This window comes from Butyrivibrio sp. FC2001 (assembly GCF_000424125.1).
Lineage (GTDB): Bacteria > Bacillota > Clostridia > Lachnospirales > Lachnospiraceae > Butyrivibrio.
Genome location: NZ_AUJH01000003.1, coordinates 428,005 through 448,600, shown reverse-complemented (window position 1 = coordinate 448,600; position 20,596 = coordinate 428,005). Strand labels below are relative to the sequence as shown.

General features: G+C 41.9%; 18 protein-coding genes, 2 tRNA genes, 1 rRNA gene and 1 riboswitch. Of the genes, 2 read left to right on the top strand and 19 right to left on the bottom strand.

Annotation, left to right across the window (positions count from 1 at the left end; all coding sequences use genetic code 11):
• The 9 genes from G601_RS0101930 to tsaE form a co-directional block, all read right to left on the bottom strand.
• A 16S ribosomal RNA gene (locus G601_RS0101930) occupies positions 1 to 202 on the bottom strand; the annotation flags it as partial.
• Positions 203 to 386: 184 nt separating this feature from the next.
• A tRNA-Ser gene (locus G601_RS0101925) sits at positions 387 to 475 on the bottom strand.
• Positions 476 to 513: 38 nt separating this feature from the next.
• Positions 514 to 599 (bottom strand) — tRNA-Ser (locus G601_RS0101920).
• A 99-nt stretch (positions 600 to 698) separates the two neighbouring features.
• Positions 699 to 1,424, bottom strand: coding sequence for a 2-C-methyl-D-erythritol 4-phosphate cytidylyltransferase (gene ispD / locus G601_RS0101915; protein ID WP_242834362.1), 726 nt, complete (start codon positions 1,422 to 1,424; stop codon positions 699 to 701).
• Positions 1,411 to 2,496 (bottom strand): tRNA (adenosine(37)-N6)-threonylcarbamoyltransferase complex transferase subunit TsaD, encoded by a 1,086-nt coding sequence (tsaD, locus tag G601_RS0101910; protein WP_051205482.1) that lies wholly within the window; start codon positions 2,494 to 2,496, stop codon positions 1,411 to 1,413. The genes ispD and tsaD overlap by 14 nt, the downstream gene beginning before the upstream one ends.
• Before the next feature lie 64 nt (positions 2,497 to 2,560).
• On the bottom strand, positions 2,561 to 3,151 hold the full coding sequence (locus G601_RS0101905; RefSeq protein ID WP_026664309.1) for a DUF6715 family protein: 591 nt from the start codon (positions 3,149 to 3,151) through the stop codon (positions 2,561 to 2,563).
• 29 nt (positions 3,152 to 3,180) lie between these two features.
• Positions 3,181 to 4,107 (bottom strand): ribonuclease Z, encoded by a 927-nt coding sequence (locus G601_RS0101900; RefSeq protein ID WP_026664308.1) that lies wholly within the window; start codon positions 4,105 to 4,107, stop codon positions 3,181 to 3,183.
• Complete coding sequence (gene tsaB, locus G601_RS25610; RefSeq protein ID WP_026664307.1) at positions 4,100 to 5,347, bottom strand: tRNA (adenosine(37)-N6)-threonylcarbamoyltransferase complex dimerization subunit type 1 TsaB; 1,248 nt, start codon at positions 5,345 to 5,347, stop codon at positions 4,100 to 4,102. Before tsaB ends, G601_RS0101900 begins: the two co-directional genes overlap by 8 nt.
• Before the next feature lie 3 nt (positions 5,348 to 5,350).
• Positions 5,351 to 5,791 carry a tRNA (adenosine(37)-N6)-threonylcarbamoyltransferase complex ATPase subunit type 1 TsaE gene (gene tsaE / locus G601_RS0101890; RefSeq protein WP_026664306.1) on the bottom strand — a complete coding sequence of 147 codons (441 nt, stop codon included), beginning with the start codon at positions 5,789 to 5,791 and terminating at the stop codon, positions 5,351 to 5,353.
• Positions 5,792 to 5,884: 93 nt separating this feature from the next.
• Positions 5,885 to 6,013, top strand: a riboswitch (FMN riboswitch).
• A 109-nt stretch (positions 6,014 to 6,122) separates the two neighbouring features.
• On the opposite strand from tsaE, the gene G601_RS21510 reads away from it, so the two are divergent.
• Complete coding sequence (locus G601_RS21510) at positions 6,123 to 6,890, top strand: ECF transporter S component (protein ID WP_051200822.1); 768 nt, start codon at positions 6,123 to 6,125, stop codon at positions 6,888 to 6,890.
• A 136-nt stretch (positions 6,891 to 7,026) separates the two neighbouring features.
• Positions 7,027 to 8,103, top strand: a complete 1,077-nt coding sequence (locus G601_RS0101880) for an HD-GYP domain-containing protein (RefSeq protein ID WP_026664305.1) — start codon at positions 7,027 to 7,029, stop codon at positions 8,101 to 8,103.
• Positions 8,104 to 8,155: 52 nt separating this feature from the next.
• Here the strand turns inward: G601_RS0101880 and G601_RS0101875 are convergent, their stop codons facing one another.
• The 10 genes from G601_RS0101875 to G601_RS0101830 all read right to left on the bottom strand — a co-directional run bounded on the left by G601_RS0101875 (position 8,156) and on the right by G601_RS0101830 (position 20,504).
• A complete protein-coding gene (locus G601_RS0101875; protein ID WP_026664304.1) occupies positions 8,156 to 9,448 on the bottom strand; it encodes a UDP-N-acetylglucosamine 1-carboxyvinyltransferase in 1,293 nt (430 codons plus the stop codon).
• Between the two features lie 113 nt (positions 9,449 to 9,561).
• On the bottom strand, positions 9,562 to 11,136 hold the full coding sequence (locus tag G601_RS0101870; protein WP_026664303.1) for a peptidoglycan DD-metalloendopeptidase family protein: 1,575 nt from the start codon (positions 11,134 to 11,136) through the stop codon (positions 9,562 to 9,564).
• Between the two features lie 2 nt (positions 11,137 to 11,138).
• Entirely contained in the window at positions 11,139 to 11,714 is a 576-nt protein-coding gene (locus G601_RS0101865; protein WP_026664302.1) for a hypothetical protein, read from the bottom strand.
• Between the two features lie 321 nt (positions 11,715 to 12,035).
• Entirely contained in the window at positions 12,036 to 12,674 is a 639-nt protein-coding gene (locus tag G601_RS0101860) for a GTP pyrophosphokinase (protein WP_026491538.1), read from the bottom strand.
• A gap of 24 nt (positions 12,675 to 12,698) precedes the next feature.
• The gene (locus G601_RS0101855; protein ID WP_026491539.1) at positions 12,699 to 13,628 is read right to left on the bottom strand and encodes a glycosyltransferase family 2 protein; all 930 of its coding nucleotides are present in this window, start codon (positions 13,626 to 13,628) and stop codon (positions 12,699 to 12,701) included.
• 89 nt (positions 13,629 to 13,717) lie between these two features.
• On the bottom strand, positions 13,718 to 14,809 hold the full coding sequence (locus G601_RS21505; protein WP_035786021.1) for an LCP family protein: 1,092 nt from the start codon (positions 14,807 to 14,809) through the stop codon (positions 13,718 to 13,720).
• A 78-nt stretch (positions 14,810 to 14,887) separates the two neighbouring features.
• Positions 14,888 to 16,291: an undecaprenyl-phosphate glucose phosphotransferase gene (locus tag G601_RS0101845; RefSeq protein WP_026664301.1), complete on the bottom strand. Its 1,404-nt coding sequence runs from the start codon at positions 16,289 to 16,291 to the stop codon at positions 14,888 to 14,890.
• A 27-nt stretch (positions 16,292 to 16,318) separates the two neighbouring features.
• Positions 16,319 to 17,302 (bottom strand): glycosyltransferase family 2 protein, encoded by a 984-nt coding sequence (locus G601_RS0101840; protein WP_026664300.1) that lies wholly within the window; start codon positions 17,300 to 17,302, stop codon positions 16,319 to 16,321.
• Between the two features lie 18 nt (positions 17,303 to 17,320).
• On the bottom strand, positions 17,321 to 18,706 hold the full coding sequence (locus tag G601_RS21500; RefSeq protein WP_207638006.1) for a glycosyltransferase family 2 protein: 1,386 nt from the start codon (positions 18,704 to 18,706) through the stop codon (positions 17,321 to 17,323).
• A gap of 58 nt (positions 18,707 to 18,764) precedes the next feature.
• Entirely contained in the window at positions 18,765 to 20,504 is a 1,740-nt protein-coding gene (locus G601_RS0101830; protein ID WP_035790155.1) for a phospho-sugar mutase, read from the bottom strand.
• Positions 20,505 to 20,596: the final 92 nt, after the last annotated feature.

Below are 20,596 nucleotides of genomic sequence, written 5' to 3'. Positions count from 1 at the left end.
GTGCGCTTATGCGGTATTAACAGTCGTTTCCAACTGTTATCCCCCAGTACGAGGCAGGTTGCCCACGCGTTACTCACCCGTCCGCCACTAAGATTTAACAAGATTCCGCCGAAGCCTCATCAGCGTTAAATCTCCGTTCGACTTGCATGTGTTAGGCACGCCGCCAGCGTTCATCCTGAGCCAGGATCGAACTCTCACGTTTAAATGTATCTCATCACCGAAGTGACTTGATCGTTCGTCTGACCAGAACTTAAGCTTGGCTTTTGTTCTGTCCGTTTTACCTTTAGTTAGGTTGTTTTGTTCTCTGAAATTTCTTTTTGGAATTTTCAGGGTTGCATTACTATTTTATTGTCAAAGTGCATCTCATCGATGTTACTGATGAGGAACGCAGAAGGAGGGATTTGAACCCTCGCGCCGCTGTTAACGACCTGCACCCTTTCCAGGGGTGTCTCTTCAACCTCTTGAGTACTTCTGCAAAAGTGTTGACTTATCTCTTCACTCTTCAATTTTGAGCGGAGCGAGAGGGATTCGAACCCTCGTGGCGTTGCCGCCAAACGGTTTTCAAGACCGCCTCGTTATGACCGCTTCGATATCGCTCCATATTTCTTATTGTCGCTGCTGTGAGGTGTTTTCCTCAGCAGCGAAATTTATTATATCCATAGGAATATATAATGTCAATATTAATTTTATTATTTTTTTTATTTTTTTCTGAGCAGTATAGATTCAGCTAATGTAATGTCTTCCGGAGTGGTGATTTTGATATTGTCATAGGAGCCTTCAACAAGCTTAACTCTGCGCTTTCCGAGGGTTTCCATCACCATGGCATCGTCAGTAATATTTACATTATTATCGAGTAACTCCTGCTCTTTTCTTGCAAGCTCTTCATACAGATCAAGAATTTCAGGATACAGGAACACCTGTGGAGTCTGTATGAGCCAGGTCTTATCTCTGTCAGGTGTCATCTTTGCAAAGCCATCTTCGTCGGATATTTTGATAGTGTCCTTTACAGGCATGCCAACCACGCATGCTCCATACTCCTTTACCGCGTCATATGCTCTTTTCAGCATTGAGTCATCGACAAAGGGTCTGGCACCGTCGTGAATAAAAACAGCCTCCGTATCTGCGGAAGCTGCCTCAATGCCAAGTCTTACGCTGTGATATCTGGTACTGCCACCCGGTACGATAGCTTTTATCTTTTTATAATTCTCCGGATTGATGATGTTATCAGTTACATAATCTATATCTTCCGAAGGAAGTACAATTACTATATCGTCAATAAAGCTGTTTTCAAAAGCATCAATTGCATAGAGAAGAAGGGGACGTCCCTTTATCTCCATGTATTGCTTTTTTACGCTGCTCTGCATTCTGCTGCCGCTTCCGGCTGCCAATATTATCGCTGTTGTCTTCATATTATGATCTTCCATGGTATCTTCTTTCCCTGTTACCAAGTGGCAAATTGGGTACTGCATTCAAATCCATTCCGCTGCGGGAACCCTTTAGATATTCATAATAACCAGCAGCACCTATCATTGCTGCATTATCTGTACATAATACAGGTGAAGGTCTATAGAATGTATAACCTCTATTGTTACATTCCTGTTCAAGTCTTTCCCTGAGCGCTGTGTTTGAAGCCACGCCGCCAGCTATAGCTATCTTCTTACATCCATACTCTGCAGCTGCCTCCATGGTGTGCTCTGTAAGCACATCTACTACTGCTTTCTGGAAGGATGCCGCAACATCATTTTTATTTACCTCTTCGCCCTTCATCTCTGCCTGGTTCAGGTAGTTAAGGACTGCCGATTTCAAGCCACTAAAACTGAAGTCATAGGATTTCTCCGTGGTCTTAGCCCTGGGAAAATTAATGGCGTCAGGATTACCTTCTCTTGCGGCAGCGTCTACCTTGGGCCCGCCGGGATAACCAAGACCTATAGCTCTTGCCACTTTATCAAAGGCTTCTCCCGCTGCATCGTCACGAGTCTGTCCGATAATATCGTATTCACCGTAATCCTTAACATATACAAGGTGAGAATGTCCGCCCGATGCGACAAGACACATGAAAGGCGGTTCAAGACTTTTATCTTCTATGAAATTAGCACAGATGTGGCCTTCAATATGATGCACCCCTACCAGTGGCTTTCCTGTTACAAAGCTAAGAGCCTTCGCCTCGGAAACGCCGACAAGAAGTGCTCCCACCAGGCCGGGGCCATAGGTTACAGCTATTGCATCTATGTCCTCAAGCTTTAGACCAGCCTCTGAAAGTGCAGCTCTGACGCACCCATTGATTTTTTCAACATGCTTTCTTGATGCAATTTCAGGAACGACTCCTCCGTATATTGTGTGAAGCGCAATCTGAGAGGATATTATATTAGATAATACCTCTCTTCCGTTTCGCACAACTGCGGCAGCCGTCTCATCACAGCTGCTTTCTATTGCAAGGATTGTAATATCCTTGTCAGTAGAAACGCTTTCCTTTTCTTCTTCATTTTTAATCGACATAAAGATTACGCCGTCCTCTTCGGTACGGCGCTCAATCTTTTCAGCATTCTTTTCATTCATAGTTTTATTCTTCCGTGCCTGTTGCTTCTGTTACTGTCCATCCCATTATTTTCCAAAGACCCTCTGTGTCTTTACGAAGTACGAATAAGTAATTATAAGATACAGTGTGTGTACCATGTCTTAAATTGATCTTAGCGACAACGTTAGCTATTTCCTCACCATTGTCGCGTTTCTCCTGTAGGTCAGAAGTAAGCACTTCATATTTGGTGATGGAGTAATCTTCTTTCTTTTTCTGATTAACCTCATCCTTAAGCCCGGTGGGCCAGTTATTTTGTGCTGCAAGAAATTCCGAATCAAAAATACCCGCCAATACCGACGCCATTTTATCGAATTCCTCATCACTGTATTGCTGCTTGTACATAACCTTCATGGTACGAGCATAAAGATCCACCACTGTCGGAGGTGTCTTGGGGTAATTCTTTGTAAGGTCTATTGTGGTAATTTTCTGAACCTCTGTAAGCTCTGTTTCTTCTGTAGTTGTATTGGTATTACTGCCTCTCCTTGTAAATATCAAAAAGACGCCTAGTACAACAACTGCAGCCAGAACCATCAGTATGACAGATCTAATAATACCGCCCTTCGTAGACTCGTTCATTGTGCCTCCTCATAAAAAAGTACAATAATTTATGAATCTTCCTCAAACCTTAACGTCACAGCCTTGCCATCTTTTGCTGCAACTGTATTACTAAAAATCTTTTTTGCCTCAGGCAGATATTCCTTGGGATTAACAAGGGACGGGCTGTAATGTGTAAGCCACATTTCCTTTACCCCTGCTTTCTTCGCAAGTTCCGCTGCCTCATATATTGTCATATGCCTGTTTTCTTTAGCCTTCTGCAATTTTTCAGGCTCGCCGTACATTCCTTCACATATGAAAAGATCTGACCCTTCAGCATTTTTTATAATTCCGTCTGTAGGTCTTGAATCTGTAACATATGTAAGATGCAGTCCTTTTCTGTCTTCACCCAATACCATGTCAGGGGTGAAGGTTCTTCCGTCATCAGTATGGATGATCTCCCCCTTCTGGAGCGGATTCCAGTATTTCTGTTCTATTCCATTGGCTCTTGCAGCTTCAACATTGAATTTACCTGTTCTTGCAAGCTGCATTGAATAGCCGTAGCATGTGATATTGTGATTTACCTTAAAGGCTTTGATCTTAAACTCAGGCATTCCCGGCAGTGTGAGTTCGTCCTCATCTCCGGAAATCTCGTGGAACTCGATCTGAAAAGGAAGCTCTGGCGCAATGGTCCGGAGTGCCTTCACTACCCTCTCAAGTCCTTTGGGGCCTACCATTAAAAGCGGCTCTGTTCTCTCAGCATTTCCCATGGTCAAAAGCATTCCGGGAAGTCCTGAAATATGATCCGCATGGTAGTGGGTAAAGCATATCATGTCGATGGGCTTGGGACTCCATCCCCTTTTTTTCATGGCGATCTGCGTGCCCTCACCACAATCTATAAGCATGCTTTTACCGTTATAACGCACCATAAGTGCCGTAAGATATCTGTTCGGAAGCGGCATCATGCCACCCGTTCCAAGTAGACATACATCAATCATTCGTACTATTTCTCTTCCAATATATTATTGCATCTTCCTTTGGACCATCGTAAAATCCGGGTCTTGCACCCTCATTTACAAATCCAAGTTTCTCATATAATCCTCTTGCTGCAACATTTCCGGCTCTTACTTCGAGCGTGAAATCGCCGCATCCGATTGCCCTTCCTCTAAGAAGGAGCTTTTCAAGCATATCGTAGGCTATGCCTCTTCCTCTGCACTCTGAAGCTACGGATACATTGGTAATTTCGCCTTCTCCTGAAATATTGCGAACACCGCATAATCCTACTACATTTCCTGCTTTTTCCGCAACAAGATAAACAGTATCGTCAAGAACGCTGGCTTCAAGGAGCTGTTTCTCGCTCCAGGCCTCGCTTCCAAGACTGACTGCTTCAAGCTGTGCAGCTGCAGTTATATCCTCAGCCTTGAGGTCTCTTATATAAATAGAATCATTTCCTTTTTTATTTTTCTTATCTGTCTTATTCTCAGATGCCTTCTGCGCATCCCCGCCGGCCTTCTTCTCAGCGGCCTCTCGCTCTGCCTGTGATGCCCTTAAGTATTCGGGTGAAAAGCTGTCTGCATCCACAGTTTTTCCGTCACGTAAATATATCTGTGCAAGAGCAGCAAGTGCTGAAGCCCTTTGCCTGTTCATGTGAGCAGGCGCTACTATATAGTTCACCTTCAAAAGCTTCTCAAGCTTATCTCTGTATACCGGTATTCCATCGCCAAGAAGGACAACCGTTTTTCCTATATTATTGAGCTCCTCTGCAATATCCTCTACAGCCATCGCTGCCTGAGCCTTGATTGTCTTCATTGAAAAGTATGTTTCAAAATGTTTCTCATCTTCCTTTTCCGGAACAAAGGTGTAGATTCCTGTATAAACCTGGCTTCTTCTGGCGTCCATCATGGGGCATATCACATTTTCACTTCCATAAAACTGATACGCCATGGCATCAAGAGTCGGCACCGCTACAAGAGGCTTGTCCATTGCAAGACAGAGTCCCTTGGCAGTTGCACAGCCTATGCGAAGGCCTGTGAAAGAACCCGGGCCTGCTGAAACAGCAACAGCATCTATTGTGTTAAGGTCAAGTGCTATTCTCTTCTTAATCTCCTCCATCATAGGAAGAAGAAGCTCTGAATGTGTAATCTTGTGCTGGATTGAAAACTCGGAGAGAAGTCTGTCGTCCTCCATAACGGCGACGCTGCATACAAGACCGGATGTATCAAGTGCAAGAATTTTCATATTTTATCTATTATCTATCGTCTCAAGTGTGATGCGGCGATAGTCTGTTCCTTTCTTCAGATCTTTCTCAATGCATATCTCCGTGTATTTTTCAGGGAGAATATCTTCTATAAGATTGGCCCATTCAATAAAGCACAGTCCCTGTCCATAGAAATAGTCCTCATATCCTATTTCATCCATCTCACTGACATCACCAATTCTGTAAACGTCAAAGTGATAAAAAGGGATTCGTCCCTCATCATAAACCTGAAGTATTGTAAAGGTAGGGCTGTTGACAGGTCCCTCTATTCCAAGTCCTGCAGCTACTCCCTGTGTCAGGACGGTTTTGCCCACGCCAAGATCTCCTATCAGTGTATAAACTGATCCGGGCGCAGCGGTCTCTCCTATTCTTTTTCCGAACTCGAAGGTTTCCTCCGATGAATTTGTTTCTAATATTGTACTCATATAATCAGAATATTCCAGCGTCTGAAAAAAAGCAAGTCGGACAGGAAAAGGTATTGACGCCGACTACATCTGTTATATAATGGGACTAGTAAAAATAATCTTCGGGGCAGGGTGTAATTCCCTACCGGCGGTGACTGTTATCAGAAGTCCGCGAACCGCTTCGGCGGCCGATTTGGTGAAATTCCAAAACCGACAGTATAGTCTGGATGATAGAAGATGCGTTTTATTTCTATTCCCGAATCAGCATCTATGTTGGTTCGTTTTTTATTTCAAGATAGAGCGCGCGTAGTCTAGTCATTATCCTCCCCGACATAATCAGGAGGAAAACACCATGAAAAACAATTTATTAGCTTCAATTGCAGAAAATACCGTTCTCGTATCGATTTTCATTCTGTTAATTGTCACTATGTTCGTAGCAGCAAGACTGGCAGAGAACTATGTTGCCAAAAAGACCGGTGAGGAAAATCCAGGATTGAGCACCAGAAAAATGGTTATCATCGGTATCTTCTCTGCTATATCTGCAGTGCTGATGCTCTTTGAAATTCCGATGCCCTTTGCTCCAAGCTTTTACAAGCTTGACCTCTCAGATCTCCCTGCAGTGATCGGTGGTTTCGCATTCGGCCCTATGACAGGCGTTATGATCGAGTTTATCAAAATCCTTTTAAACCTTATCATTAACGGAACACAGACAGCATTTATCGGAGAGCTTGCAAACTTTGTAGTAGGCTGCAGCTATGTACTTCCCGCTTCAATCATTTATATCTTCAAAAAGAACCGCCAGACAGCATTTATTTCATGTCTTACAGCAACAATGATAATCACAATCGTAGGAAGCTCACTTAATGCATTCTATCTTCTTCCTGCATTTGCAAAGCTCTATGGCATGCCACTTGATGCTTTGATTGGTATGGGAACAGCTATCAATCCTGCAATCAGCAACATGTTTACATTTGTTCTTTTCGCAGTTGCTCCCATAAACCTCTTAAAGGGCGGCGTATTAAGTACTATCACAATTCTCGTATACAAAAAGATCAGTCCTATTCTTAAAAACACAACAATCGTATCAACCAGAAAAGCAGAGACTGAATCTGAAGCATGATTATATAGCCGTTTATAATTTGTTTATCGTTTTTTTATAGCATGAAAATGGCGCCTTTCTTGACTTTTACATTAGTGAACCATAAGATTAATTTGTATCTATATTCACTGATGACTGTCAAAGAGGCGCCTTCTTTATGAAAAGATTGATTACTAAAAAACTGGTTCCTGGCATGATCTTGTCGGACAATGTGTATGCGCATGATAATAATCAGCTTATATTGCCCAAGGGTTGCGTGCTGGATAACCAGGCCATTACTAAATTATCTTTTTATTCCGTATTGAATGTTCTTGTTGAAGACCCTCCGGAAGAGATGGTCTCCCCACAGGACAACAGCCGTTCTTATGCAGCAAGACTGCGTCAAACCCAAGAATTCAAAGAATTTAAAAAAGACTTCGAAGACTGCGCCTCAAAATTCAAGGCAGGTATCGGAGATCTCATAAACGACAAGGAGCATTTTGATATCGATTCTATCATATCTCCTATTTATGATCTGGTTCGCAAGGGGAACAGTTCATCCAATCTGTTTGATATGCTCCACAGCCTGAGAACTTATGATGACGCCACCTATGTTCATTGTATAAGCGTTGCCATGATATGCAATATTCTGGGCCAGTGGCTAAAAATGAGTGACGATGATATTATGATTCTCACAGAGGCAGGTCTCCTTCACGATATCGGAAAACTGCTTATTCCAAATGAGATCATTACAAAACCGTCAGGGCTTAGTTCCGATGAATACTCAGTAGTTCAGACTCATCCCGCTCAGGGGTATATGATCCTTACAGACCTTGATCTTAGTGATCACGTAAAAAACGCTGCGCTTATGCACCACGAGCGCTGCGATGGTACTGGATATCCCGCACACCTGAAAGGCCCTCAGATAGATTTCTTTGCAAAGTGCGTATCTATTGCGGATGTATATGATGCCATGACCTCAGCAAGAGTGTACAGAGATCCTCTTTGTCCGTTTATTGCAATTGAGATGTTTGAATCTGAGGGATTGCAGAAGTACGACACAAATGCCATCATGACCTTCCTTCAGAATATTGTTAATACGTATCTGCTCAACAGGGTAAGATTAAATGACGGCAGGGAAGGCGAGATTATTTTCATAAACAGGGATCATCTGTCCAAACCTACGATTAAGATCGACAACGATTATCTGGATCTGTCTCAGCACTCGAATCTGTATATCGAGGAAATTTTGTAATAAAAATAGTATTATAGTATAGAAAAAACGCCGCAACTCTGCGGCGTTTTAATTATGCAAATCTAAGCTTGAACTTCTGAAGCTCTTTATCTGTATCAACCTTCTGGATCTGAGCACCAAGCTCACGAAGCTTCATATCGAGGTCCTCGTAACCTCTCTCGATGTATCTGATGTCCTCTACAGTAGTAAAGCCCTCAGCTGTAAGTCCGGCAATAACAAGTGCAGCTCCGGCACGAAGATCAGGTGCAGCAACCTCTGCTCCAGTATACTGATCAACGCCTTCAATAATAGCTGTACTTCCTTCAACCTTGATATTGGCTCCCATTCTGGTAAGCTCATCAACGTATTTAAAACGATTCTCGAAAAGAGACTCTGTAACAAGACTGATTCCACTTGCAAGTCCCAGAACAACTGTAATCTGAGGCTGCATATCCGTAGGATATCCGGGATATGGCAGTGTCTTAACGTGAACACTCTTAGTACGCTTGGTAGCTACTACTCTTACCGCATCATCAGATTCAAGAACCTGACATCCCATCTCGATAAGCTTAGCACTAATAGACTCTAAGTGCTTAGGGATGACATTCTTGATTGTAACATCACCCTTAGTAGCTGCTGCAGCCATCATGAATGTTCCGGCCTCAATCTGGTCAGGGATAATTGTGTACTCTGTACCATGAAGCTTCTCAACACCCTTAATTCTGATAATATCAGTACCGGCACCCTTGATATCAGCACCCATACTGTTAAGGAAGTTGGCAAGATCAACTACATGAGGCTCCTTAGCGGCATTCTCGATAATAGTCTTACCTTCTGCCATTGATGCAGCCATCATAATATTGATAGTCGCACCAACACTGGCTATATCAAGATAAATATGATTAGCTACAAGCTTATCAGCATGCGCATTTATCATGCCGTGCTCGATAGCTACGTTAGCTCCAAGTGCAGTGAAGCCCTTGATATGCTGATCGATAGGTCTAAGACCTATATTACAGCCACCAGGCAACACAACCTGAGCATTCTTGTATTTTCCAAGAAATGCTCCAAGCATATAGTATGATGCCCTTATTTTCTTAATGAATTCATTTTCAATTCTAAAAGAACTAACCTGAGATGCATTGATTATAACAGAATGACGCCCTGTTCTCTTAATAAGGACTCCAATGCTCTCCATGGCCTGAAGCATTACATTAGTGTCTGCTTCATCAGGCATATTATCAATATATACAGTCTCATCAGTCATGGAAGCTGCTGCCAGAATAGCAAGTGCAGCATTCTTCGCACCACCAATCTCGACCTCTCCTACAAGTGGTGTTCCACCTTTAATAACGTATTTTTCCATAATTTCCTAATATTCACGCCTTTGTGAATTTACTAGTTGATAAACTTTCTCCCCTATTTTTATTAACGGCTTATGTTATACCACAAATAAACGCATTTGTAAAATCGGAAGGGTTAATTCAGGTAATTAAGCGGATTAACCTGCGAGCCATTTATCAATATCTCGAAGTGGAGATGCGCTCCGGTACTGACACCAGTGTTACCACTAAGTGCTATCTTCTGGCCCTGAGATACTGACTGTCCGGGCTTAACAAGAATCTTGGACAGATGTCCGTATCTGGTCTCTCTTCCATCAGAATGGCTGATATAGACAACATATCCATATCCTCTACCCCAACCGGCTCTTGTAACAACGCCCGCATTGGATGCCATAACCGCTGTACCTACAGGTGTAGCCCAGTCTATACCCTTGTGGAATGTGCTTGCTCCCTTGGTAGGCGCACTTCTTCTTCCAAATCCTGATGACTGTCTTCCTCCGGAAATAGGCTTGATATATGTAGGAGGCACTATAGTTCCTCTCTCAATGATTTTTGGAACTGCCTCATAGGTCACCTCTTCCTTCTGAATATCGCGGCCTATCTCACTGTTATTTACATAAGAAAGCTTAGCTACTACCTTTCTATGACCTGCTGAAGGCTCCTGTACAACTTCCTGTCTTGTCGTATACCAGGAATCATTATCCTTATAAATTATATCAGCCTCATAGTCCTCTTCGTAGTACTGCTGGGTAGTGTAGACCACTGAAAGCTCCGGTTCGGGAACTGTTACTATGATCTCGTCTCCTACTCTGATTGTGGAATTCTCATTCTCTATGGTCTCATTCATGGCAATAAGCTGATCCAGCGGAATTCCATAGTCTTCCGCTATAGTTCCAAGCGTATCACCTGACTTAATTTCGTAAATCTGATTTGTCTCCTGATCCTTTGTTACCTCATCTATAGCTGTAGCTATATCAGTAATCTCAGATGCAGGAAGATAGCTTTCAACTACCTCGACCTTGTCTCCAAAATCAATGGATAAAAGGCCCAGCTCGTAATCATCAAAATCCTTTTCCTCGATTAGAGGCTTGATCTGACTAAATACATCAGAAATAGCCTGGTCCAATCCAGCTTCAGGAAGCTTGATCTCCTCATCCTTGGTAGCTTCCTCCACTGACAGGACCTGAGATGTCAGAACATTGACCTCTCGGGTAGGGTCAGTCACCAGATCAACCTTGTATTTGTGCTCAGTATCATATCTGTTCAGCGCTTCATCAAGGAGTGTAAAAACATCATCCTTACTGGACAAATTCACTGAATACTTCTTTATCTTTACTGTATATGAACGCTCCAGTGTCGACGAAATGTTATTCTGCAACACCTCGAGCATCTTTTCTCTAACTGCCTTCTTAGAATCTACCTGTCCAAATAATACTTCCCTGCCCTCAAGGCTTAAATCTGCCTTTGCAAGAACCAATTCCTCGCTTCCCTCTGCAAGCTTTCTTCTGGCGTCCCTGAGGCATTTCTCAGCCGCCTGTCTTGATGCGAGTGTTCCTACCTCAACTCCGTTCAGGGATACTGTGAAGATATTATCCCCAGTGTTTTTTACCGGTGAAAATACGGGTAATATCAATATTATCCATGTGGCAATAGCCGCTGCAGCGCCTTTTATCAAGCCGATTCTAACTTTTTTATGTCGTAAAAAACTCATTCTTAAACCAAACCTATAATTCTTAAAATCATCAGTACAAGATCAGCAGCAGCTACCAGGAATATCAAAACCGTCAGGGGCATAATTCCACGATTCTTAGCTCTGTTTGCTCTTTGCATGGAATCAAGCTGTCTTACGAGCACTGTGAACTCGCTTCTGATAGCCTCCATCTGCTTATTAAGATCTTCTTTTATCGAATCAAGCTGCTTCTTCTGTTCATCAATAACAGAAGCCTGTACATTTCTGTAAATGCGCACACCAACATCATGGGTTGCTTCGTCACTTTTATTAAGACGATCGCTTAAGTTCTCCTTAAGCTCCTTTATTGCATTGTCCAACTCCTGGGCACTTACCTCTGACTCAGCCTTCTCAGCCTTTAGATCTTTGAGCACATCTTCTATGGCATTCAGTCTGTCTTCCATGTTTTTGGCATTTTGACGAAGAACACCCATCTCTTCTTCATACTGCTTGTTCTGATTCTCAATCTGCTCTCTGTGAGCAGCCTCAGCAGCTGTATTAGCCTTGATCATTTCCTGTGCACTGATCTTTCCTGCAATTTTACCCATTATGTTTTCCATGGCTCCTCCTCTATAAACATGAGTATACACATAGTTAGTGCTTTTTCATTTTACAGTCAAATACTAGATTACATCATTTATGCATTTCGTACAATAAAACATTTGAATTGGTACTTCTTTTGTTTATATTAACCTCTAGTTTAAACTTTGTTAATATTTTGTTCATAATTCATTGTTATAATTAGACAGAACCAAGGAAAACAAGGTTCATTTGCGAAGCTCTAACAGTAGCTCCGAAAGATAGATAAATTTTTTCATAATAGCCCGGGTGCCGAGAGGTGCCTGGGCACTCCTCATTAATAGGCAAATCACAGGATGATTTTACTCATCCTGAGGTGTAATTGCCTGTATTTCTTCATTAAGCGACAACATTCTGTCATCAAGCTCCGCTACCATTCTTGCACATTCAAAAAGCTGCGCTTTTATATTGGCAGGCGCTTTTGTTTCGAATTTGTACTGTATTTTATGCTCAAGGCTTGCCCAGAAATCCATGGCTACTGTACGGATCTGAACCTCAACCTTAACCTCCGCTGTATGGTCTGATAAATATACAGGAACTGCCACTATCATATGGTAGCTGCGGTATCCGCTGGTCTTGGGATTCATGATATAGTCCTTTATGGTAAGGACCTTGATATCCTTCTGATTGCTTATCATATCAGCTATTCTGTATATATCTGATGTAAAGGAACAGATAATCCTTATTCCGGCGATATCATTAATGTATTTCATCATATTTTCAAGCGTAGACTCATAGCCATGGCGTCTAAGCTTCTTAACGATACTCTCCGGAGTCTTTATTCTTGATTTTATGTGCTCTATAGGATTATATCTGTGTACTTCCTGAAATTCATCATTCAGTATCTCTATTTTTGTGTTAATCTGCTTCAAAGCAGAATTATATAATAGACTGACTTCTTCCCAGCTTTTTATATCTCCATCTGAAAATCTGGATTCCATAATGATTCCCCCAATAAACTTTGTTTAATGTTCCCAATACGCTTTGTTTAGAGAGCAGGCCTTCACAAGTCCCTTAGGAAGTCTTTTATACCTTCTTCCCATTCTATAGCCTGCAAATCTAAAGGTGCACATAATTATATAGTGCGGAATAAGATATGCTTTACCAATATGTCTGAAGTGCTCGATAGTATCCCTGACCATTTTCTTTCCTTCAGATTCTGACTTGATTCCGGAAAAGATCTCAGGATGATCAGTCTGTGATACTCCAAGGTCAAAATTCCTGTGGAACTGCTGTGCACAGGAATAATTGTGGGAATGAATCACTCCCGCATCCGGCACATAGCAGATAGCATAGCCTTTATACATAGCATTACCTGCATAGACCATGTCCTCGTTAAAAATAGCTCTGTGCAAAAAGCCGCCAATCTTATCGAATACATCCCTTCTATACATGGCACAGACGTTAGAGCAGAAGAAGGTCTTTATACCAAGCTTGGGAAGGTCTTTGATAGTCTTCCTCATGGGCTCAGTAGGATAATTGAACTTTCTGGAATATCTCTCAGCCAGATTACAGTCTGACTTGGGATACTGTCTTGCGTAAGCTGCCGCAACCTGCGGATCCTCAACAGCCTTAACCAGATTGGATATCAACTGGTAATCCCTCGGAACGGCATCCTGAGTGATCATCAAAAAGAAATCTGCGTTAGACAGACTTACTCCAAGATTCCTTGTCTCGCCATGATCAAATTCCTTCTTGGAAATGTGATGAACTACTATGTTGTCATACTTATTTATAGCGTCCATCGCATCCTTTTTCTCAACCAGATAGCGCTTCTCTGTATTAACTATTATTATTTTTTCAGGTCTGTATGCCTGCTTCTCGAGTTCATCGATGAGCATTGAAAGCTCTGAACCCGGCTTATATGTTGGTATTATTACATCTACTGTATACATAGTTATCCTCTATGTTGGATTCCAAATAGAATTTCACTATAAGGTTGAAAAAAGCCCCGGCTGATACCGGGGCCAAGTGTCAAACTTTATTACCTGTCAATATACTCATCCGTATCAGCAGCAATCTTCTGACTATACTTTTCTACACTGGAAGATACCTGATATTCCGTGTCCTCAAAGAGGAACTCGTGGAGCCACTTAACATTGGAAGCAAGATCAACAGGAATTACGCAACTTCCTTTCTTACCAACTGTTCCGGTAGCTCTCATATCCGCATGCGGGAAGCCATCATTTGCCACTACATTATAATTTGTTATATTGCCTAAAAGCTTAATAATATCTTCAAGTCCAAGAGATGTATAAGTCTCTCCGAACACCTTATTTGCTACATTCTCAAGCTCAGAAATATTAACAGTCTTTGCCTTTTCCAAAATAGCCATAAGGACAGTTCTCTGTCTCTCTGCTCTCTTGAAATCATCTCCGGCTGTGTATCTGATACGGCAGTAAGCTGTAGCCTGAAGTCCGTCAAGTGTCTGCATACCTGTCTGAGTTACAGGAGTATACTTCATTCCCAGCTCCTCAGCCATTGTTGACTGATAATTGTTCAAATGAGTGATCTCATTCTCTTCAATATTGATATCAACTCCGCCGAGTTCGTTTACTACATCTGTAAGACCGCCAAAGCCAATGGTTACAAAATCAGTGATATCCATATCAAGGTTCATGTTCAGCATGGATATAGCCTGCTGGGGTCCGCCAGCCTTGTAAGCTGCATTACATTTTGTATATGTATCGTTACTAAGATTAAGATATGTATCACGATATACAGATACAAGCTTGATATCGCCTGTTGCATTATTAATTGAAGCAATCATTATGGTATCACTTCTGGTGTTCTTATCAAGATCACCTTCTCGGGAGTCTACACCGAAGAGAGCAATGTTAGTATATCCTGTCATCTGCTCATTTTCTTCGACACCTGTGTTAACACTCTCTGCAATCTTTTTCTCATCAAGGTTAACCTTGCCAACCTTATCAACCTTAATTCTTCCAAATAAAGTCCATACTATAAAAAGAAGTATAAGGAGAACAACAATCTCAACACCGAATATTATAAGTGCTCTCTTTGTGTTCTTCTTTCTGCCTCTTCTGCCTGAGTTTCCACTCCTGCGATTCGACATATCATAAATCTCCTTTGAATTTTTAGTCTTCACTGCCCTATTTTGCCACAAAAATAATAATTATACAAGCAAAAGTCATTAATAGGCGTTTTTGTTGATAATGCCATGGAATATAGTTCCAATCATAATTCTGATGTCAAATTCCATAGACCAGTTTTCAATATAATAAATATCAAATTCAATTCTCTTCCTTATGGAAGTATCACCTCTGTAGCCATTTATCTGAGCCCAACCGGTAAGACCGGGTCTTACCTGATGCTTAACCATGTATCTCGGTATTTCCTGTCTGAACTTCTCTACAAACTGAGGCCTTTCAGGTCTCGGCCCTACAAGGGACATATCTCCAATAAGGATGTTGAACAATTGCGGAAGCTCATCAATACTATGGGATCTCAAAAATCTTCCTACACCTGTTACTCGCGGATCATCCTTTGTGGTCCAGCCCTTTTTCTCAGCCTTTTCAGACTGGAGCTGCATGGTACGGAATTTGTACATCATAAAGCTCTGACCATGAAGACCAACCCTCTCCTGTTTGAAAATAATAGGGCCGGGACTGGACAGTTTAACCGCTATTGCAGCTATCAGCATTATAGGCGAAGAAATAATTATTCCAATAATTGATCCGATAATGTCAACTATACGCTTAAGCAATACGTTAAAGCCATTAGTCAACGGAACATATCTTATATTAATAACAGGAAGTCCCAATATCTCCTCGGTATAAGGATTACTCGGGAAAAGGCTGGTGTAATCCGGAATGAACTTCGTATGTATTCCTGACTTTTCACAGTCATCTACCAGTTCCTCAAGTCTGTCGTATCTATCCAGAGGCAGTGTGATGGTAATCTCATCATATTCGTTGCTCTCAAGAAGTTCAGGGAGCTTATTTATAGTAGATATTACCTTAACTCCATGATAAGTAGTTCCAAGCGGAACTGTATCATCAAGTATTCCGCTAACCACATATCCCCACTGAGGATTGTTGTTAATTCTGCTGATGTATCCTTCCGCACTTCTGGAATAACCTACAAGAAGTATGTGCTTCAGGTTATAGCCCTTACGTCTGATATATCTAAGGAACCTTCTGAGTAATATCCTGGATAAGCTCATCAGGATCACATTGATAACAGCAAACATGATTATCATCGTACGTGAGAAGTCAATCTGCTTGATCATGTACAATGCAACGAAGAATCCTATAAGTCCTATTACATTCGCACGAAGGATATTATACAGTTCATATCTCATCCTCGTGGCACGCCTGGGTGTGTAGAGATTGAGCATATTGTAAAGAACCATATATGCGGGCACCAAAAAATAGAGGGCAGTAAAATATGTCCCCATTGAAAGGTAGCCTCCCTCCGGCCCTGAAAAAGGTGATTCAAATTTCAGATAAAAAGCCAGCATATAGGAACAGGCCACAATTATGCCGTCCCCAGCGACGTGCAGCATGTTCAGGTTTTTCTGATTATCCTTAATCATATCTATTTCATTCTATAACATTTTATTTTATCCAACAAGCCTGCGAACACAGTTAACAAGTAGCTCCAGCTCAATGCAGAGGTAGTTTTTCAGGTGTCCCTTTTTATAAGGAACCTTCTTGTCACTGTTCTTAATGATCTTCTTCACCCCTACTGCAAGCCCGTGGAGATAAGCAATGCCAAGTCCTTTTTTTATAAAGTATATTTGCTTTATTACAATCCCCAGAATTATAAGGGGAAGGTTTATCAAAATCTGTAAAAATGGCATGTTCTTATATATCAGATATAAGTTGTTACCAGCCGTCAGTTCTTCCTTAAAAACGTTATATCTTGATCCGCTTGTGCCGCTTCCTGCGTGATAAACAACTGCAGAAGGCTCATAGAGATTTTTGTATCCGTAAATCCTGGCTCTGTAGCCCACATCCACGTCCTCTAAGTAGCAAAAGTGCGCCTCATCAAAGCCACCGATCTGGACCAGAGCATCCTTTTTATATATGGCAGCTCCGGCACAGGCAGATGTTATGGATGCCTTCTTATCATAGTTCTTGTTGTCCTTATCTCTTCCCGGTGAAAATGCCCAGCCAAGAGCGCAGTATAAATCGCCGGAATCATCAATGTTATGAGGCTCCTTCATCTGGAGCATCTTGGCTCCGACAGAAAACACATTTCGTTTTCCATCTATGGCCTTAAGCAGATTTTCTGTCATTTTCTCATCTGAGACAGTGTCGTTATTTAAGAGCAGAACATACTCGGTTTTAGCGAGATTTATACCAACATTTACGGCATTGGCAAATCCAGTATTACTTGTAAGCTCATGGATAAGTACCTTGGGATAACGATCTTCATGTTTGGCAAGATTGTTTCTCAAAGTCTCTATTCCGCTGTCAGTTGATCCATTATCTATAATTATAACTTCTGAACTTACACTCTGCTTCCTAAGACTTCTTAGACACTCATCAAGAAACTTCGCTCCGTTATAATTAGGGATAACTATTGTTACTTTATCACTCACAATAAATAACCCTCTTTATCAAATCATTGTCTCATATCTGGGATCCCATAACACCTTGTATCCCAGCTGTCTGACAGCCTGTCCGAATCGTATACTTTTCTCCCTGATCTCGGCATCAGTACCTATCGATTCAGCTTTGATGCTCTTTCCCTCAGTTGTATCCTTATATGAAACGCCGAATATCTCCTTGTAGAGATCTGTCAGCTCCTGTCTGATTTTCATACACCTTATATCTACAGCGTCTGTATTCTGCTCAAGAACTGCAAGATGCTGAAAACCGCCACTAAAGCCCTTGGGAAGTCCATCAAATCTCACCTTGCCATCAGCTCGGTAATTGCCGCCAATCATAGTTCCGTTTTTATCTACGATCTTGCCACCGACCACGCCAATATCCTTTCTAGCCGTAAAGATATTATCAGTATAGTCAACACGATAAAATCCCACATGCTTCAAATGACTTACAGAAGCATTGATACCATTTGCTTTCAAAAAATCCTGTACCGCACGTTTGCCAGCATCATAAGCATACATCTTACTTCTGGGATTAGCAGAGGTTGAGCTGTCATGACTACGCCAATGGTACAGCACTTTTGGAATATGGATGATCTGCTTCTCATAGTCTGTTGTCCACATAATTCTTCCAACAGCCCTTAGAAAAAGATCATAATCCTGAGCGCCATCATACTCACCCCTGAACCTGCAGGTATGAATAACATCCGATCTTATTGTAGTAAAATGACAGATGTAATTATTCGACAAGAAAAGATCGGGATTAAACTTCTTTTTCCTGTGGTACTCAAAGAACCTGTCACCTTCTGCATCGCACTTATCCTCGTCAGAATAGATTAGTCTCGGATAATTCTTGATTGCAGCGATAGCAACCTCACACAGTGCATCAGGTGTGAGGACGTCATCGTGATCAAGAAGCGCCATGTAATCACCACGGGATGCATCAAGTGCAGCATTTGTATTTTCAGAAATACCGGCATTGTTTTTAAGACGAATGTGCCTTATCCTTCCGTCCGCTGCAGAATACCCTTTTATTATCTCTGTCAGAGGATAGATAGCTCTGCCCTTTGATACTATCGGAGCCTCAGCCAAAATGAGCTCCCATTTACCATAAGTCTGATTCTGGACAGATTCTATCATCATCTTTAGAAATTCTCTGTCAGTATTGTAGCAGGGCACAAGGATACTGATCAGTGGAAGCATCTTGGATTTATCTGCATTATTAAGGAGCGACCTATACCACTTCCTCTGCTTTTCAAGTTCTTCTTCAGTAGGAGGTACATAAGTATAGTTATCGCTTCTCTGATCCCGCAGCCTCTCCATAACAGCAACCGCTGTGTTACCTATGCCGTTTCTTCTGGCGTATGCAATTGTCTTTTTAATACTATTAATCATATTTATAAAAAGAGGGCTGTCAGGCAAACCGACAGCCCTGCTAAAAGGATCTTTATTATTATTCTATAAGAGCTTTAACAGCAGCAGTAAGTTCATCCTGCTTCTTAGCAGCATCCTCAAGGCTTGTACCCTTTACACCCATGTAGAACTTGATCTTGGGCTCGGTTCCTGAAGGACGTGCACAGCACCATGAATCATTATCAAGAGCAAAGTAAAGAACATTTGACTCCGGAAGTCCTGTCTTACCCTTCTCACCTGTCTGAGGATTGATGGTCTCGCCTGTCTTATAATCGCGGAACTCTTCTACAGTCCACTGACCAAATGTCTTAGGCGGATTGTTTCTGAGCTTATCCATAAGTGCAGCGATTTCCTTTGCACCCTCCATACCCTTCATAGTGATGGAGTACTGACCTTCCTTATAGTAGCCATAGTCTTCATACATATCAACCATAGCATCCCAAAGTGTCATGTTGTTCTTCTTGCAGTATGCAGCTACTTCGCAAAGCATCATAACAGCTACGATCGCATCTTTATCACGGGCATGTGTACCTGCAAGGCATCCATAACTCTCCTCAAGACCGAATACATAATTGTATTCCTGATTGTTCTCTTCGAAAAGTCTGATCTGCTCACCGATATACTTAAAGCCTGTAAGAACTTCGATATAGTGAAGACCATATTTCTCAGCAACTCTTCTAGCCATGTTTGTTGTAACAATAGTAGTTACGAACGCAGGTCTCTCAGGCATTGTGCCTGTAGCCTTTCTCTCACGAAGAATGTACTCGCCGATAAGCATTCCTGACATGTTTCCTGTGAAAGGTACATACTCGCCAGTCTTAGTATCCTTAGCATATACACCAAGACGGTCAGCATCGGGATCTGTAGCAAGAACGATATCTGCGTCCTTTTCCTTTGCAAGCTCAAGAGCAAGCTTGAACGCCTTAGGATCCTCGGGATTAGGATAATCAAGAGTTGTAAACTCAGGATCCGGAAGCTCCTGCTCAGGAACAATATATACATTCTTAAATCCAAGCTCTGCAAGAACTCTCTTTACAGGAACAAGACCTGTTCCGTGGAAAGGAGTATAAACAACTGTAAGCTTCTCAGCCATTTCCTTGATAACATCAAGATGGATGATCTGCTTCTTGAGCTCAACCATGTATGCGTCATCAATGTCTTTGCCAATGATCTCATAGAGACCAGCCTTCATGGCATCTTCCTTAGACATTGTCTTAACATCGTTGTAATCTGTGATAGCCTTAACTTCTGTTATGATACCTGTATCGTGAGGCGGTGTAACCTGAGCGCCATCCTCCCAATAAGCCTTGTATCCGTTATATTCCGGCGGATTGTGGCTGGCTGTGATCATAACTCCGGCAATACATCCAAGCTTTCTTAAAGCAAATGAAAGCTCAGGAGTAGGTCTGAGTTCATCAAAGACATAAGCCTTGATTCCGTTAGCCGCAAGGCATCTTGCTGTCTCGTCTGCAAACTCAGGTGAGAATCTACGGCAGTCATAAGAAATAGCTACCCCTCTCTTTGCACCGTCTGCTCCACCATTTTTCTTGATGTAATTAGCAAGACCCTGTGTTGCCTTACGTACAACATACTTATTCATTCTGTTGGTTCCGGCACCGATAACACCACGCAGTCCGCCTGTACCAAATTCAAGCTCCTGGTAGAATCTGTCCTGAACCTCATCCCCATTATTACGAATAGCTGTCAGCTCTTTCTTTGTATCCTCATCAAAATATGGATCATTTAACCAATACTCAAGCTGTTTCATTGCGTCACTCATCATCTTCCTCCTTATAAGTGAGGTTTATCCTCAATTATATCTAGTAAATCATTACTACTGTTAAAAGTCAATTCATGCTTTGCCAAAGAACT

Coding starts and splice junctions, on each gene's coding strand:
- ispD (WP_242834362.1), bottom strand. CDS start 1,424: ATGGAAGATCATAATATGAAGACAACAGCGATAATATTGGCAGCCGGA.
- tsaD (WP_051205482.1), bottom strand. CDS start 2,496: ATGTCGATTAAAAATGAAGAAGAAAAGGAAAGCGTTTCTACTGACAAG.
- G601_RS0101905 (WP_026664309.1), bottom strand. CDS start 3,151: ATGAACGAGTCTACGAAGGGCGGTATTATTAGATCTGTCATACTGATG.
- G601_RS0101900 (WP_026664308.1), bottom strand. CDS start 4,107: ATGATTGATGTATGTCTACTTGGAACGGGTGGCATGATGCCGCTTCCG.
- tsaB (WP_026664307.1), bottom strand. CDS start 5,347: ATGAAAATTCTTGCACTTGATACATCCGGTCTTGTATGCAGCGTCGCC.
- tsaE (WP_026664306.1), bottom strand. CDS start 5,791: ATGAGTACAATATTAGAAACAAATTCATCGGAGGAAACCTTCGAGTTC.
- G601_RS21510 (WP_051200822.1), top strand. CDS start 6,123: ATGAAAAACAATTTATTAGCTTCAATTGCAGAAAATACCGTTCTCGTA.
- G601_RS0101880 (WP_026664305.1), top strand. CDS start 7,027: ATGAAAAGATTGATTACTAAAAAACTGGTTCCTGGCATGATCTTGTCG.
- G601_RS0101875 (WP_026664304.1), bottom strand. CDS start 9,448: ATGGAAAAATACGTTATTAAAGGTGGAACACCACTTGTAGGAGAGGTC.
- G601_RS0101870 (WP_026664303.1), bottom strand. CDS start 11,136: ATGAGTTTTTTACGACATAAAAAAGTTAGAATCGGCTTGATAAAAGGC.
- G601_RS0101865 (WP_026664302.1), bottom strand. CDS start 11,714: ATGGAAAACATAATGGGTAAAATTGCAGGAAAGATCAGTGCACAGGAA.
- G601_RS0101860 (WP_026491538.1), bottom strand. CDS start 12,674: ATGGAATCCAGATTTTCAGATGGAGATATAAAAAGCTGGGAAGAAGTC.
- G601_RS0101855 (WP_026491539.1), bottom strand. CDS start 13,628: ATGTATACAGTAGATGTAATAATACCAACATATAAGCCGGGTTCAGAG.
- G601_RS21505 (WP_035786021.1), bottom strand. CDS start 14,809: ATGTCGAATCGCAGGAGTGGAAACTCAGGCAGAAGAGGCAGAAAGAAG.
- G601_RS0101845 (WP_026664301.1), bottom strand. CDS start 16,291: ATGATTAAGGATAATCAGAAAAACCTGAACATGCTGCACGTCGCTGGG.
- G601_RS21500 (WP_207638006.1), bottom strand. CDS start 18,706: ATGATTAATAGTATTAAAAAGACAATTGCATACGCCAGAAGAAACGGC.
- G601_RS0101830 (WP_035790155.1), bottom strand. CDS start 20,504: ATGAGTGACGCAATGAAACAGCTTGAGTATTGGTTAAATGATCCATAT.